At 56.9% G+C, this 15,987-nt stretch carries 12 protein-coding genes; 7 read left to right on the top strand and 5 right to left on the bottom strand.

Going from position 1 to position 15,987, the window contains the following annotated elements; genetic code table 11:
• Positions 1–2 precede the first annotated feature (2 nt).
• The 3 genes from ACU6TU_RS15520 to eat all read right to left on the bottom strand — a co-directional run bounded on the left by ACU6TU_RS15520 (position 3) and on the right by eat (position 3,917).
• Positions 3–1,337 carry an aspartate aminotransferase family protein gene (locus ACU6TU_RS15520; RefSeq protein ID WP_447142270.1) on the bottom strand — a complete coding sequence of 445 codons (1,335 nt, stop codon included), beginning with the start codon at positions 1,335–1,337 and terminating at the stop codon, positions 3–5.
• A 56-nt stretch (positions 1,338–1,393) separates the two neighbouring features.
• Positions 1,394–2,380: a phosphotransferase enzyme family protein gene (locus ACU6TU_RS15515; RefSeq protein ID WP_447142269.1), complete on the bottom strand. Its 987-nt coding sequence runs from the start codon at positions 2,378–2,380 to the stop codon at positions 1,394–1,396.
• A gap of 79 nt (positions 2,381–2,459) precedes the next feature.
• Positions 2,460–3,917 carry an ethanolamine permease gene (gene eat / locus ACU6TU_RS15510; RefSeq protein ID WP_447142268.1) on the bottom strand — a complete coding sequence of 486 codons (1,458 nt, stop codon included), beginning with the start codon at positions 3,915–3,917 and terminating at the stop codon, positions 2,460–2,462.
• 254 nt (positions 3,918–4,171) lie between these two features.
• Here eat and ACU6TU_RS15505 point away from each other — a divergent pair, with 254 nt between their 5' ends.
• Together ACU6TU_RS15505 and ACU6TU_RS15500 are read left to right on the top strand one after the other, a co-directional pair.
• A complete protein-coding gene (locus ACU6TU_RS15505; RefSeq protein ID WP_447142267.1) occupies positions 4,172–5,128 on the top strand; it encodes a helix-turn-helix domain-containing protein in 957 nt (318 codons plus the stop codon).
• Between the two features lie 200 nt (positions 5,129–5,328).
• Positions 5,329–6,756 (top strand): Glu/Leu/Phe/Val family dehydrogenase, encoded by a 1,428-nt coding sequence (locus tag ACU6TU_RS15500; protein WP_447142266.1) that lies wholly within the window; start codon positions 5,329–5,331, stop codon positions 6,754–6,756.
• A gap of 63 nt (positions 6,757–6,819) precedes the next feature.
• Here ACU6TU_RS15500 and ACU6TU_RS15495 read toward each other — a convergent pair whose 3' ends face one another.
• Positions 6,820–8,007 carry a M24 family metallopeptidase gene (locus ACU6TU_RS15495; protein WP_447142265.1) on the bottom strand — a complete coding sequence of 396 codons (1,188 nt, stop codon included), beginning with the start codon at positions 8,005–8,007 and terminating at the stop codon, positions 6,820–6,822.
• Positions 8,008–8,146: 139 nt separating this feature from the next.
• Positions 8,147–9,037 (bottom strand): LysR family transcriptional regulator, encoded by an 891-nt coding sequence (locus tag ACU6TU_RS15490; protein WP_447142264.1) that lies wholly within the window; start codon positions 9,035–9,037, stop codon positions 8,147–8,149.
• Between the two features lie 249 nt (positions 9,038–9,286).
• On the opposite strand from ACU6TU_RS15490, the gene ACU6TU_RS15485 reads away from it, so the two are divergent.
• Genes ACU6TU_RS15485 through ACU6TU_RS15465 form a run of 5 tightly spaced genes read left to right on the top strand, consistent with a single transcriptional unit; the run spans position 9,287 to position 15,930 of the window.
• Positions 9,287–10,726, top strand: a complete 1,440-nt coding sequence (locus tag ACU6TU_RS15485) for an aldehyde dehydrogenase family protein (RefSeq protein ID WP_447142263.1) — start codon at positions 9,287–9,289, stop codon at positions 10,724–10,726.
• A gap of 10 nt (positions 10,727–10,736) precedes the next feature.
• Positions 10,737–11,726: a dipeptidase gene (locus ACU6TU_RS15480; protein WP_447142262.1), complete on the top strand. Its 990-nt coding sequence runs from the start codon at positions 10,737–10,739 to the stop codon at positions 11,724–11,726.
• 58 nt (positions 11,727–11,784) lie between these two features.
• On the top strand, positions 11,785–13,362 hold the full coding sequence (locus ACU6TU_RS15475; RefSeq protein ID WP_447142261.1) for a BCCT family transporter: 1,578 nt from the start codon (positions 11,785–11,787) through the stop codon (positions 13,360–13,362).
• Positions 13,355–15,166: a hypothetical protein gene (locus ACU6TU_RS15470; protein ID WP_447142260.1), complete on the top strand. Its 1,812-nt coding sequence runs from the start codon at positions 13,355–13,357 to the stop codon at positions 15,164–15,166. The genes ACU6TU_RS15475 and ACU6TU_RS15470 overlap by 8 nt, the downstream gene beginning before the upstream one ends.
• Complete coding sequence (locus ACU6TU_RS15465; RefSeq protein WP_447142259.1) at positions 15,163–15,930, top strand: DUF3726 domain-containing protein; 768 nt, start codon at positions 15,163–15,165, stop codon at positions 15,928–15,930. Before ACU6TU_RS15470 ends, ACU6TU_RS15465 begins: the two co-directional genes overlap by 4 nt.
• Positions 15,931–15,987 lie beyond the last annotated feature (57 nt).

Here is a 15,987-nt window from a genome sequence, read left to right as displayed (position 1 = left end):
GATTACCCTGAAGTGGCCTTGATCGCGTGTTCCAGCGTCTCGATAAAGAGGTCAATTTCCTGGCGTTGAATACACAGCGGGGGGCGAAGCTTTAACGTACTGCCCGATTTTCCCGCTGCGCCAATCAGCACGCCATTGTGTTTGAGGGTGTTGATAACCCGAGTGGTACGAGAGGCATCCGGTTGGCCGTTTCGATCGGGATCGCACAGGTCCAGCCCGATAAACAGCCCCGCGCCACGGACATCACTGATCACCTCGTAGTGCGTCTTGAGGTCATTCAGCTGTGCCTTGAGATACTTACCCTGATATTGGGCATTGGCGATCAGCTGCTCATCCTCCAGCACATCAAGTACCGCCATGCCTGCCGCGACAGCGACAGTGGAGCCACCAAAGGTGTTGAAGTAGCCGATGTCGGCATTGAGTGCGGCCAATAACGCATCCCGTGTCACCAGACCCGCCATCGGAAAACCATTGCCCATTGGCTTGCCCATGGTCACGATATCCGGTGTGACCTGATGACGGCTGAATCCCCACATGCCAGCCCCCGTGCGGCCAAAGCCGGGCTGGACTTCGTCGGCAATCAGCAAACTTCCATTGGCCTGAAGCCATGTCACCGCAGGGGCCAGGAAACCGGCGGGGTCAGCATAGATACCGTCACTGGAAAAAATCGAATCGACCAGTAACGCCGCACAGCTGTAGCCGCGCGCGGCAAGGTGTTTAACACCCGCCTGCACCTGCTCAAGAAACCACTGTGCCGGGTCGGCGGCGGTCAGCATGTCGGAAAGCGCGATAACGTGGACGTAATCCGGGGGCGTGCCGGTTTTGTATGATGACGGGGACACGTCGGTAACAGCGGTGGTATTGCCGTGATAGGCCGCTTCGCTGACGATAATGCCGTGCTTGCCTGTCCACTGGCGCGCCAGACGCAGGGCCATATCGTTGCTCTCACTGCCGGTACAGGTCAGTATCAGGCGTTCCAGCGGATCAGGAAGGGTTGCCAGCAAGCGGTCGGCGTAATGGTGAATACCTTCGTGAAGGTAGCGGGTATGGGTGTTCAGTGTCGCCATCTGTCTGGCCACCGCCTGCACGATGTGGGGGTGGCAATGCCCAACTGACGGCACGTTATTGTACATGTCCAGGTAGCGACGCCCCTGGTTGTCGTCCAGCCAGACACCTTCGCCTTTGACGATGTGCAAAGGCTCTTCGTAAAACAGCATGGACGTGGGGCCGACGGTTTCAAGGCGCTTGCGAACCATCGCCCTCAGCGCTGGATCAGCGTGATCCAGATGCTCAAAGCGAAACGCGTTCTGGTCGAGAATGCCGCGAATATCGTTCACGCTAATATCCTTTTGATCAACGGAGAAAGCTGTTTGTGTCGCTCAGGCCCTGTTATTCAGGCCCTCGCGTGCAGATACTGGCGAGCCAGCTCGGCGGTACCCTGAATGTAGCCCGGCGCCAGCGCCTGGGCTGTCGGTGTTTCGGCGTGGGTTGCCAGCCAGGCACTGAGCATGATGCGGCGGATCATGATGAAGGTATCCAGCGCGGCGATATCTTCCTCATCGAAACGGGCGATGGTCCGGTAGCCACGAATCCAGGCATCGCGCAGCTGGGGAATCATCGGGTCGAGCTCATGAAAGCTGATTGCTGCAGCGAAATCGTAGGCGTACCAGCAGAAACCGCTGTCGTCGAAGTCAATGACGGCCAGCTGGTCGTCATTGACCAGGAGATTGGCCAGGCGCAAATCGGCATGTACCAGGCTATAGCGGTCTTCCTGATGGCCATAGGCATCAATGGCGAGGTGGACACGTTCAATCGCCTGATGAATGACGGCTTCATCCTTGGCGGTAATGCCCGGTGCCTGGCGCCAATCGCCCCACAGCCCGTCGGGGGCAATCATGGTGTCAAGATGCCAGCGCTTGCGCGCAAACCAGTCGGGGCGCTGCCAGGTTCGGCTGTGCTCATGCAGAGAGGCCGTCACCGCGCCGAGTTTTTCAAACCAGTCAGGTAGTGCTTCGCCGACGCCTGGCTCACTGCCGCTGACATGCTCAAACGCGACCGCATGAAAATCACGGCCATCAATGGCCATTTTGATCACCGGGCTGCCAGTCACAGTGGTGATCGGCGAGGGCGTATTCACGCAGCCTGACGCACGCAGGTCCTGAATCCATGCCAGCTCGGATTCAATCTCCCGCCGGTCGTGATAATCGGGACGATGAACGCGGATGATGCGCTTGTGGTCCGTTTTTGGGTCGTGGGAGACGAACGTGGCATTTTCTGACGTCGTCAGCAGTTCAATTCGGGTATCGGCGGGCATTTGCCAATAATCAAGGGATTGGCAAATGCCCGTCTTGAGATTATCAACCAGGGTTTGTGTGTACATCTGACATCCTCTCCTACGATTTGGGACCCTCAGCGCCATCACTGGACGGCGCTGAGGGACGAAGGTGTCGTGACAATGTTCAGGTCCGCGGGGCATTGGGTTGCAGGGGGCTATCAGGGGTTTCCTGAAGTGCTTCCATTTCCTCAACGGCATGCTCGGCATCTAGGATCAGCGCCAGTTCTTCATCCGCTGACTGGGCGACCAGATGGTGCTTGGCGTAGGCAAAGAAGTACACCGCACCAATGGCGAACAGCACAATGGTGTAGTTAAAGGCGCGGGGATCGAAGGCATAGACGCCGGTCATGGCGACGAGGGAAAGCACCAGCGCAAGAGACGAGGTCACCATGCCGCCAGGGGTTTTATAGGGGCGTTCCAGCTCCGGGCGACGCAGGCGAAGCAGGATATGGCTGAGTGCCATTAGGGCATAGGAAATGGTGGCGCCCACCACGGCCATGCCCAGAATCAGATCGCCTTCACCGGTCAGTGAGACCAGAAAACCGAAAACCCCAGGGGCAACTAATGCCCAGGTCGGTGCTTTGCGTTTGCTGGTCAGCGATAGCACTTTGGGTAAATAACCTGCCCGTGACAGAGCAAATACCAAACGGCTATAGCCGTAAATGACCGAGAAGAAAGACGCAATCAGCCCGGCAAGGCCCAGTACGTTGATGGCCGTGGCCAGGCCACTGTTACCGGTGGTTTTCAGCGCATCGACAAGCGGAACGCCGCTGGCGGCAATCACATCAGCCCCTGCCGCACCGGCCAGCAAGAACACCACCAGGGTGGCAGTGAACAGCAGGAAGATCATTGCCGCAATAATCCCCTTGGGCATATCACGGGCCGGGTCGCGAGCTTCTTCCGCCGCGAGTGGCACCCCTTCAACGGCCAGAAACAGCCACATGGCAAAGGGTAGCGCCGCCCATACGCCGTACCAGCCGAAGGGTAGCCAGGTGCTACTACCGGCTTCTTCGGTGGCGGCAATCGTGAACAGGTTGGCGGTGCTGAAATCGCCAATCAAAACAACGGCTGTGGCCAGAATCGCGATCACGGCGAGACCGCTGATAACCATCATGGCTTTCAGCGCTTCGCCAACACCGGCGAGATGGATGCCGATAAAGATGGCGTAGAACAGCGCATAGACCCAGGGGCCGTTAATCCCCAGCAGCTCTTCAACAGCGGCACCGATAAAGATCACGATGGCCGCTGGTGCCAAGGCATATTCAATCAGTACCGCCAGCCCCGTCAGATACCCACCGGCCTGGCCCATGGTTTGCCGGGCAAAACTGTAACCGCCACCGGCTGCGGGAATCGCGGCTGACATTTCCGCCAGCGAGAGCACCAAGGCAAAGTACATGGTGGCCATCAAAACGGCGGCAATTAAAAAACCACCCCAGCCAGCTTCCGCCAGCCCGAAGTTCCAACCGGCAAAGTTGCCGGAAATGACATAAGACACCCCAAGGCCTGCGAGCAGAACCCAGCCAGCGGTACCTTTCTTTAACTGGCGCTTGGCCAGGTACTCCTTATCGATTGCGTTTGCCATGAGCATTCTCCAGGTCAAGGTCGCGAATTGTTGTGCGTTGATCGATTCCTTTGTACTGCGATTAGAAAATGGCGCGTTGGGCAGTGAAAAGGGAACGGAAATTGCTAGCTCCTTGAGGGTAGAGAGCTTGGTTCGATGCGGGTTATCGAATTTTGGCAAAAGTACACAAAGAGGGGGAGTCCACCGTGTATAAGGCTTTACAGGCGAAAAAAACAACGCCCATACTGGTGCAAAACAACAATAAAGAGGAAAAAATGCACCCGAACGAACCACGATGCGACCAGGTCGCGCCGCGACGGCGTGTCTGCGTTTCGCACGAAGTGAATGAACAGGCGTTTAACCTGACCAACTGGGCCCAGGAGTACAACCAGTGCAGCGCAGGGCGCTTTGAAGGGCGTGTGGATGAGTGTCACTTTGAGGGGGTTCAGATCATCAATGAATACACCAACCAGATGCTCTACCAGCAATGCATCACCTGGTCAGATTCCTTCTGGATCGGGATTCCCACCCAGCGTGAACAGTTTCGCATCAATGGTCAGGGGATAGAGCAGGACGACGTGCTTTGGCGACTTGGCGACCATTCCTTTGAGCTGATGACACCCTCAGACTGCCATATTCTCAGCATTCTGATTCGTCGTGATGAGCTGTTCGCATTGGCCGAGCGGGAAGGCATCAGTGTTGAGCACCTTGCTGAATCTGCAACACCCTGTCTGAAAAGCAATACACAGCAAGTTGATACACTGGCGTTACTGGTCAGGCAGATTCTGACGGCGTCCGGTGATGCCATGGATACGGAAATCCACAAGGACATGCTGTTACAGGAGCTTCTTGGCCTGCTCGACAGCGGGACGCTCAATTCGGCAAAAGCCCCCAGCTACCTACACCGTCGTGCCGTGGTTGACCGCGTATGGGACTACCTCAAGGCATCGGGCGATAGTCCGGTGACCATTGCCGCGTTATGTGACATTGCCTGTGTCAGCCGACGAACCCTACAGTACAGCTTCGAAAGTATTCTGGGGATCAGCCCTGTGCAGTTCCTGCGGGCTACACGACTGAACCGCGTGCGGCGCCAGCTGTTAGCGCATGGCGATATTTCCATTGCCGATGCAGCGTCGAGTCAGGGGTTTTATCACCTTAGCCAGTTTTCCCTGGATTATAAACGGCTGTTCTGTGAGCGTCCTTCCGACACGCTGAAACGGCGGTTACATTAGCTATTCTTAAGAACTATCCTTGAGTGGGTTAATGATAATTAACAGTCGGTCGCGCGACTGCTTGTTAAAGTCGTTTAGGGAAAGTTTTTTAATAATAACAATAAGCTGTCAGAAAACAGTCTGATTCATGAAATGACATTCGTGTGCTTTCCCAAAACGACAGAAGTGATAACAACAGCGACAAAAAAGGAGCGCCATTCATGAGTGATACCAAGTTTTCCCAGCAGGGCATGTCTTTTCGTGAAAGTGTTGAGCATATGGTCGATAACGCGATTGGCATTATGGATATGGAAAAAGGGGTAGGTGAAGCGCTTAAAATCTGCCAGAGCGTTGTGCAGGTATCGTTTCCTGTGGATATCGACGGCAATGTGGAAATGTTTACTGGCTGGCGAGCCACCCATAGTGATCACCGTCTACCTTCCAAAGGCGGTATCCGCTTTGCGATGATGGTCGACCAGGATGAAGTCGAAGCGCTGGCTGCCCTGATGACCTATAAATGCGCGATTGTGGATGTTCCCTTTGGTGGTTCGAAAGGCGGTTTGGTCATCGATCCGCGCAAGTACACGGCCAAACAGCTGGAAACCATTACCCGGCGTTTCGCACGTGAACTGATCAACAAAGGCTATCTGAGCCCAGCAGTTAACGTGCCTGCCCCCGATATGGGAACCGGCCCGCGGGAAATGAGCTGGATGGTGGATACCTACCGTCAGATGTTCCCGAACGATATCAACTACATGGGCGCCCTGACTGGCAAGCCCGTTGAGCATGGTGGCGTGCGCGGGCGTAACGAGGCCACCGGTCGCGGGGTGCAATATGCACTGCGTGAACTCTTCAGACACCCGGACGAAATCAAACGCTGTGGTTTATCCGGCACCCTGGCGGGCAAGCGGGTGGTTGTTCAGGGGCTGGGTAACGTGGGCTATCATGCGGCACATTTCCTGCAAACCGAGGATGACTGTCTTATCACTGCAATTATTGAGCGTGATGGGGCGATCATCGATGAAAGCGGCCTCGATGTTAACGCCGTCCACCAATACGTTGCTGAAAATGGCGGGGTGAAAGGCTTCCCTGGGGCAGAATACCGTGAAGACGGCAGCAGTGTGCTGGAGATGGCCTGCGATATCCTGATCCCTGCTGCTCTCGAAGGCGTGATTACGGTACACAACGCCCATAATATTCAGGCGCCACTGATTGCAGAAGCGGCGAACGGCCCGGTCACTTTTGAAGCTGACCAGATTCTCCAAAAGCGCGGTATCGAAATCATTCCAGATGCCTACTGCAACGCCGGTGGTGTTGTCGTTTCCTACTTCGAGTGGATCCGTAACCTTAACCATGTGCGTTTCGGGCGACTCGACAAGCGTTTTCACGAAGCGCGCGGCGAGCATATTATCCAGGCCATTGAGGAATCAACCGGGCAAAAAGTGCCTAAGCACCTGGCAGATGAGCTGGGGCGTGGTGCCGATGAGTTTGATCTGGTGCGTTCCGGTCTGGATGACAGTATGCGCCTGGCCTTCCAGGAAATTATCCGCACCCGTAATGAAAACCCCAAGGTGAATGACTACCGCATGGCGGCTTACGTGATTGCAATTGAAAAAGTCGCTCGCCACTATCGCGATATCGGGGTTTAACCTGGATAGATGATTGTCTGACCTCCGCCCGGGCATCGAACCCGGGCGATTTCATAGAGCCTCTTAAAAGCACTCATTAATCCTCCAGTCGTTGTTGGTCAGGGCGACGCCACCCTGGGCCGTCACCAGCACGGTATCGCTGATGCCAATGCCCCAGTGGCCAGGCATGCGTAGGCAAATCGGCAGGTGAAAGACCATGTTCTCCTCGAAGGGGCGCATCTGGCCACGGGCGATGTAGCCCGTGCCTTCTACCCAGCTGGGCGGAAATTGCGCCCCTACCGCATAGCCAAATACGCCGGAAAAAAACAGCTGGCTGGCATGGGGTGCCAGCACGGCATCCGCGGCTTTTGCTGCGTCGTCAAAGGTGTTGCCGGGGCGCATGGCGTGGATGAGCGCCTCGAAAATACCCCGGCAGATATCCCTGACGGCCTGCATTTCGGTGCTGGCGCGGCCCGCCACGGCGGTGCGCATTATGGGGGCGGTGTAACGCTGATAGGCTGAGCCAAATTCCAGAAACACCGGGTCGCCTGCGGCAATCGGGGTGCGCTTGTGATTAACGTGAATGATGCTGATGCGATGCCCGCTGGTGACGATGGGCTGCAGGCTCATAAACTCGCTGCCTTCGGCGATCAGTGCCCGAGCGCCTTCGGCGGCGATGTCGTTATCCGTCATACCTGGCGCAATAATTGCCTCTGCCGCCGCCAGGCCAGCGGCCGTAATACGGGCGCTTTCGCGTAGACAATCCAGCTCCCGTTCCCGCTTCACCAGCCGCTGGCCGTCGAGTATCTCCCCGCCATCCGGATGAAAACGCTCACTCCCCAGGCGTTCCTGGAGTGGCTGAATGACACCAAAACGCAGCCCCGCGCTAAACGCATCCAGCCCGATGGCGTGGTAAGGCGCAAGCACATCCGCCAGCGGTGCAATCACTTCGTCGATACCTTCCCAGCGGTAACCGATAATCTCGTCTACCGTGGCGGTCACCACCGCCGGGCCGGTTTCTATCGAGGGCACCTGTAAGATGACTTGCTCGGGAGTGACCACCAGGGCGGTGTGTACCGAGACTTCAAAGGTGTGATAGCCGGTCAGGTAGAAAATATCCGCCGGGTCGGTGAGCAGTAAAGCGTCCCGACCCGCCGCTTGCATCAAGCGGCGAGTGTGAGTCAGGCGGGCGGCAAACTCTTCGGCGGGAAACGGCAATTCAGACCCTTGCAGCTGCTGGGCAAGGGCATGGCGATAAGCGTGAAAATCCATAGAGTCTCCTGGGCAGTGCGGGTGAGCCATTGCCTTGGAGTCTAGCGCTAAAGCCGCTGAGCTGCCTGCCCATTCACGACACGCTTCTTAACGACCGTTTTTAAAGACAGCTTTCAACGACCGTTTTTAAAGATCTGGATCAATACTCAGCATGTTTGCTGAGCTGTTCCAGCAAGTAGCCATACATGGCATCCGCCGCGGGAGAAAGGCTTTGTCTGGAACGTCGCAGCAGGCCAATTCGGCGTTTTAGGTGCGGCGTGGCCAGAGGGATAAACCGCAGCCGCTCGTGCTCTTCCTGAAAGGCCAGGCGGGGCAGGGTCGTCACGCCGATGCCCGCTTCCAGCATGGCCGTGAGCGAAATCATATTGGAAATATACAGGGTGCTATGGGTGAGAAGCTCCGCTGCTGGCGAGCCCTCCAACATGCGTGAGGTGCCATTGCGAATCAGCGTATAAGGCTTTAGCGCTCGCCAATGCAGGGCCTCCTGGTGAGCCAGTGGATGATCATTGCGGCATACCACGCCAATATCGTCTTGCAACAGCGCATCGAAACAGAGGGTGTCATCGGGTATCCAGAGACTGGTGATGCCGAGTTCAACTTCGCCTTTCAGCACCATCTCGTTAACCCGCTCGGAATGGCCGTCCTGCAGGCTGATATCGATACCCGGATAAGCGTCGAGAAACCCGGCAAGAAGCGTCGGCATCAGGCGGCTGGCCACCGATGGCACCGCTGCAATATCCACTCGTCCGCGCTGCTGGCGGGCAATCGCCAGGGCATCGCGGCATACCCGGTCATGATGCGCCACCAATTCGCGAAATCGAGGTTCGCACCACTGGCCAAAGGGAGTTAGTTGAGCTTTTCCGCTGCCTTTTTCAAACAGCGGCTGGCCAAGGCGCTCTTCCAGATCACGCACGGCCATGGAAACGGCAGGCTGGCTGCGGTGTAGCTGCTTGGCAGCGGCGTGGAAGCCGCCTGTATCGAGAATGGCCAAGACATAGCGCAGGGGGGCCAATTTCAGTTCGGGAAGCATGGTGAGGATTCCAGTCTGCTTAGGGGCTTTTGACGTTTCATCACGAACCGTCAACAGACCCTAGATTAATCAGTTTTTCTCGCTGGTTTTTGGCAGGTTTTCCGGTCGGTATTGCTGGTAAATTTTTTTGGTAAGTTTTTCTGATCATTTTATCTGAATTATTGATTGTTCTTATATTGTTGCCTTATTTAGCATGTGGTCAACCTTAAGTTTTAACCCTGTTACTAAAAAACCCTAATGGAGATATCTATGTCATCCCCTCACGCGCTTTACATCAATGGTCAATGGGTCGATGGCGATAGTCATATCACCAATAGCAATCCTTCAGACCTGAATGATGTGATTGGCGATTATGCTCAAGCCAGCCCGGCCCAGGTAGAAGAAGCCATCAAGGCGGCACGCAACGGTCAGAAAGAATGGGCGAAAAGTGGCCTGGAACAGCGCTATGGCATCCTGATGGCGATTGGCGACGAGCTGATGGCCCGCAAGGAAGAACTGGGCCGTCTGTTATCCCGCGAGGAAGGCAAGCCGCTGGCGGAAGGCATGGGGGAAGTGGGGCGTTCGGCGCAATTCTTCCACTACTATGCCGCCGAAGTGCTGCGCCAGATTGATGAGCGGGTCGATTCCGTTCGCCCAGGCGTGGAAGTTGATACCCGCCGCGAGCCGGTGGGCGTCGTCGGCATTATCAGCCCCTGGAATTTCCCCATGGCGACCGCGGTGTGGAAGATCGCTCCAGCACTGGCCTTTGGTAACGCGGTGATTTTCAAGCCTGCCAACCTGGTACCGGCGAGTGCCTGGGCGTTGACCGAGATCATCAGCCGTCAGGCACTGCCTGCGGGTACTTTCAACCTACTGATGGGCAGCGGCGGCAGCGTTGGCGAAGCGCTGATCACAAGCCCTGCCATCGGCGCGCTAAGCTTCACCGGCTCTCTGGAAGTCGGTCGCCGCGTGGCCGCTGCCACCGCCGGTAATCTGGTCAAGTGCCAGCTGGAAATGGGCTCCAAGAACGCCCTGATCGTGGCGGAAGATGCCGATCTTGACTTGGCCGTGGAAGCTGCCTTCAACGGCGCTTATTCCGGTACCGGGCAGAAATGCACCGCGTCTTCGCGCCTGATCGTACATGCCGCCGTGCATGACGCCTTTGTCGAAAAACTGACGGCGCGGTTGGCGAAAGCCAAGGTCGGCCCGGCGCTGGAAGAAGGCGTGCAGATCGGCCCGGTGGCGGATGCCCGCCAGCTGGATTCCAACCTGAGCTGGATCGAGCGTGGCCAGGCCGATGGCGCGACGCTGGCCTTCGGTGGCGAGCGGGTCGAGTGTGCCAGCGAAGGTTACTTCATGGCCCCAGCGCTGCTTGTCGATACCACCAATGACATGGCCATCAACCGAGAAGAAGTCTTCGGCCCGATTGCCTGTGTCATCAAGGTGGCGGACATGGACGAAGCGATTGCCATGCTCAACGACACCAACTTCGGTTTGACCGCTGGCATCATTACCGACTCCCTGGCGCTGGCCAACCGCTTCAAGGCAGAAGCCGAAACCGGCTGTGTGATGGTCAACCTGCCGACTGCGGGCACCGACTATCACGTGCCCTTTGGTGGCCGCAAAGACTCAAGCTTTGGCCCGCGTGAACAAGGGCGCTATGCGCGTGAGTTCTACACCGTGGTCAAGACCTGCTACGTCAAAGCGTAAGGAGCGGGGTATGTCCAAACAGATGCTGACCGTGGATGGGTTGCAGTACTCCAACTGGTCCCGGGAAATTTTTGAACAGATGCGCGAGGGCGGTGTGGACGCCGTCCACGCCACCCTGGTCTACCATGAAACCTTGCGTGAGACGTTGACGCGCATCGGTGAATGGAACCGTCGCTTCGAGGCCCATAGCGACCTGATTATGCCGGTGCATGCAACGGGCGATATTCAGCGCGCTCGTGAGGCAGGCAAGGTGGGCATCTTTTTCGGTGCCCAGAACTGCTCGCCAATCGAAGACGACATCGACATGGTGGCGGTGTTGCGCCAGCTGGGCCTGCTGATTATGCAGCTGACCTATAACAACCAGAGTCTGCTGGCCTGTGGCTGTTATGAAAGCGAAGACAGCGGAATTACCCGGTTTGGCCGCCAGGTGATTCGCGAGATGAACCGGGTTGGCATGGTGATCGACATGTCTCACAGCAGCGAGCGCTCGACCCTGGAAGCCATCGAGATTTCCGAGCGTCCGGTGATCATTTCCCACGCCAACCCAAGTTTCTTCCACGACGCCAAGCGTAACAAGTCCGACAAAGTGCTCAAGGCGATTGCCGAAAATGACGGCTTGCTGGGTTTTTCAGCTTACCCGTTCCACTTGAAAAATGGCCCTGACTGCACGCTGGAAGATTACTGCGACATGATTGCCCGCACGGTCGACATGATGGGCATTGAGCACGTCGGGCTGGGAACGGATCTGTGCCAGAACCAGCCAACCTCTGTACTGGAATGGATGCGCAATGGCCGCTGGTCGAAAGAGATGGATTACGGCGAAGGTAGCGCCAATAACGCAGGCTGGCCAAAACCGCTGGCATGGCTACGCGATAGCCGCGACTTCCCCAATCTGATTGAGGGGTTGCGCGCCAAAGGCTTCGCTGAGCAGGAAGTCGCCCGCATTATGGGGCGCAACTGGGTGGAATTGCTGGAACGCACCACCACCCCGATGAGCTGACCCCAAGGGTCAATCACTTTATGTATTACCAACAATAATCAACAACGAGGTGTCCCCCATGAGTTCATCCCAGGACAAGGAAGCGGCCTCTGGGCTTGGCAAGTTCGGCGATCCAGTCGTACTCGTGCTGAGTGGCGGTTTTGTGGTTCTTTTTGTACTGCTCTCACTGATTAATATTGACGGCGTGGCCAGTGTCATTTCCACCGGGTTTGCCTGGACGGCGGCCGTGCTGGGGTCGTATTTCCAGCTGTTTTTGCTGCTGACCTTCTTTATTGCGATTGGTCTGGCGATTTCACCAGCGGCCAGCGCCAAGATCGGAGGGCTGAACAAGCCGGAGCTGAGCACCTTCAAGTGGCTGTCCATCATCATGTGTACCTTGCTGGCTGGCGGTGGTGTGTTCTTTGCCGCCGGTGAGCCGGTCTATCACTTTGTGGTGACGCCGCCCGCCTTTGATACCGAAGCCGGTACGGTGGAAGCCATTGCCAGTGCGCTGGCGCAGTCATTCATGCACTGGGGCTTTCTGGCCTGGGCGGTACTTGGCTCGCTGACGGCCATCGTGCTGGCCTACTGGCACTATGACCGTGGCCTGCCACTGCAGCCGCGTACCTTGCTGACCCCGGTGCTGGGTGAGCGTTTGATGCGTGGTTGGTTAGGCGGCGTGGTGGATGCCTGCTGTGTGATTGCCGTGGTAGCGGGCACCGTTGGCCCTATCGGTTTTCTGGCCACCCAGGTCAGCTTTGGCCTGCATGAGCTGTTCGGCATCAGCGAAGGTTACATGACGCAGTTGGTGATTCTGATCGGCCTGGGCGCAGTCTATGTGACCTCGGCGGCCACCGGTATTCATAAAGGCATTCAGATCCTGAGCCGCTTTAACGTCTTTCTGGCGCTGGCAATTGCGGCAGTGATCTTTATCTTCGGGCCGACGCTATTTTTCACCAATGCCTATCTGCAAGGTTTTGGCCAGTACATCACCTCGTTCTTCGCCATGGCCACCGTGACCTCGGAAACCGCGCCGGGCTGGTGGATGCAGTGGTGGACGGTGTTCTTCTTTGCCTGGTTTATCGGTTATGGCCCGCTGATGGCGATTTTCGTGGCGCGTATCTCGCGTGGTCGCACGATTCGCGAGATGATTCTTGCCGTTGCTGTCATGGCGCCGATTGCCACCACCGTATGGTTTACCCTGCTCGGCGGGTCCGGTATCTATTACCAGATGAGCGGCGCCATTGATCTGGCAGAAGCGCTGAATAACTTCCAGTTTGATGTGGCGACTCTGACGGTGGCTCAGGCGCTGCCGGGCGGTGCCTTTATGGCCCTGGCGATCCTGGTGCTGACCACTATCTTCGTGGCGACCACGGGTGACTCCATGAGCTATGCGATTGCCGTGGTATGTACCGGCCACGATGAACCGCATACCGCTGTGAGGGTTTTCTGGGGTATCACCATGGCGCTGATGGCAGCCATTCTGCTTTACATGGGGTCCGGGCAGATTGGTGTGTTGCAGCAGTTTATTGTGATTACGGCCATTCCTGTCTCCCTGGTGTTGTTGCCATCGCTGTGGCTAGGGCCAAAAGCGGCGTATGCGATGGCTCGCGAACAGGGGCTGACAACGCGTAAGAAGGTCATTGTTCATGAATAACCGTGATTGGGCGCTGGGAACACTGGCGCCTCTCACCCTGCGGTCTGCTGATGACGTCATGCAACTGGAGCGTCTGGGAAGCCTGCATGCATGCCGATTGAGTTTTGTGCGCACCTTGATGCGCCAGATGGGACGTCAGCGCTGGCAGGTCAGCCGGGAGCGTTTTGACCTGGATGAAAACGGCTTTGGTACGGCCATCTATCGCTTGCAGACGCCTTATGGCCGTTATCATGGCGTGATGTTTGCCCAGCCGCTGGATGATGCGCAGCGCTCGGATCGTGTAATTGCTGAAGCCTGGGATGTCACCTTTGGCCTGGTAGAAGGTGACGTGGATGATAGTCTGCTCGAGCAAATGGCGGCTAATGTGCCCCTGCAGGAGGCGGGGCGTCAGCATCCACGCCTTCTGGTCATGTCGCGAGCCAACAAAAGTCTGCGCAACTTCGCGCATTTTGTTGAGGCCCTGGCCAATGGACAACAGCCAGATCCCGCCTGGCTGACTCGGGTGGGCTATCTGTATCGCACCACGGCGGTCTATGGGAACGGTAAATTCGGGATTGCGGATTTTGCCCGTCTGCACGAAAACCCGGATTTTCGTCGCCCCTTCTCTGCACAGATGGCCGGTGTTTATCTGCTCAGGCATTTTTCCATTGAGCAGGTCGAACATCTGGCTCGCTGTCAGGCCCCGGATACGGCCTGCGAACTGGCTACCGAGCTGCGTCGCTATCTGGGCATCGGTAACTCGACCGGCCTTGGCATGGCCCCCTTTCTGATCAACCATCCCCAGCTGATTGCCCAGTGGGTTCACCAGCGGGAAACCGCTCTGGCGCTGGCCCAGCGTCAGGTACCCTGCGAAGAAGATCGCAAACGCCTGATTACGCTGACCCGGCGCGCTCAGCAGCATCTGGCTGAAACGGTGACCGAAGACGCCGAGCAGAGCGCACGCAATGCGGAAACCGTGGCGAGCCTGCCGGGTATATTGGCCTGGCTGGAATATGCACCACTGGAAGAAGATCTGTGGACCCAGCTGGTCGCCTGGAGCGAGCGGACGCTGTCGCTGGAAGCGCAGGAATTGATCAATACGCTGCTAATTGAGCTGTATCCGGATCATGTCGACCCGCTGGAAGACCAGATGGGAGTGACCGAGAATCTTGACCTGACGCCTGATATGCCACTGATTCATCTGCGCCTGCTAATAGAAACCCACTATAACTGGGCGTTGGAACACGACTATACCAGCCGTGAAGGTAGCTATTGGTTCTGGTACCGCTCAGCAGAGAAGGAAGAGCCCCGTCTTGGCGTTCGCCATGAAGAACCTGGCGCTGAGAAGGAAATGCTGATTGCCATGGGGCCAAGAGTGGCCCACAGCCACGCGGCCATCTGTGAATTTCTTGAAGAAACGCCGCGTGCCAAGGTCGTTGATTTTCTGCTCGCCAAGCCTCGTCATAAAGAAATTATCCGCCGTGTGCAGACGCTGGTGAAAGATACCTATGGCGATATTCACGCCAACCTCTGGCATCAGGACATGAAACCCATGCAGCTGCTGCGCACCAAGCTGGCGTTTTTCGGTGCCAGCCGGTTTGATCCCAAATCTGATCGCTGGGTGCGTATTACCATGTTTCAGGGGGCGCCACTGGTAGAAGAGCTTAACGCCGAGCCGGAAGATCTGAGCGATTTTGACAACTGGAGCTTTCCACTACAGCCCCAGCTGGAAAATGGTGTCATTGAACCTTCCGTGCTTTCGCCTCATGCGCAAGCATCAGCCTCATCCTTACACCCTCAACCTGCTCGTGGAGAAATGTTATGAAAGTCTCCTTCAATGAGCTACAGGGATTGTGCCGTAAAGCCTTTACCGGGATTGGTTTTGAAGACGGTGATGCCGCTGATGCCGCCGACATGGTGGCCTGGATGCAGTGTCATGGCTTTAATGCTGTCGACCAGCTTAGCCGTGGGCTGGACTTTTTGCTGGAGGAAGATCCGGAAGCGCTTCCCCGGATCATTTATCAGGACGGCGACCTGGCCGTGTTGGATGGCCAAGGTCAGAGCGTGTTGCGCAGTATCAGCCTGGCCACGGAGCTGGGCTTTGCCAAGGCGCGGGCTCGCGGGCTTTCGGTCGTCAAGATCCGCCGCTGCCACAATCGTCAGCTGATCATGGGGTATCTCTCACGCCTCGCCGGGCGAGGCATCAACATTACCGCCTTCTGGCGTAATGCTCAGTCACCACTGACCGAGCAGGTCGTCGGCTTTCGCGCGGGCCACCCCACGCCGGAAGTGCGTATTTATTCGGTCCGCGATGTGCCGGAAGAAAATGAGCCCAACGACGGTATCACCCTGGTGATGGCCAATCACGTGGAACTGCTGCCCTCCCTGGACGATGATCACGACCTGGACCTGCTGGCGCTGCATTCCGAATCTGACCTGATGGCCTGCCGCAAGCGCTCGCTTCAGGAAGGGATTGAAGTGGATGAAGCTATCTGGAAACGCCTGAAAATCTTGGCGCATCGTATTCTGGTCGAGTCTTCTGATGCTTCCCGAGGCGGTGCCGGTGCAGGCGTCAACGATAATGACTGAAAATCATAAGCTGCCATGTCAGGCAAAATAACCCGGTAATTACAACTCACCATGATG

This window comes from Halomonas sp. LS-001 (genome assembly GCF_052983955.1).
The sequence above is the reverse complement of the archived record's forward strand: the minus strand, read 5'-3'. Positions and strand labels throughout refer to the sequence as shown.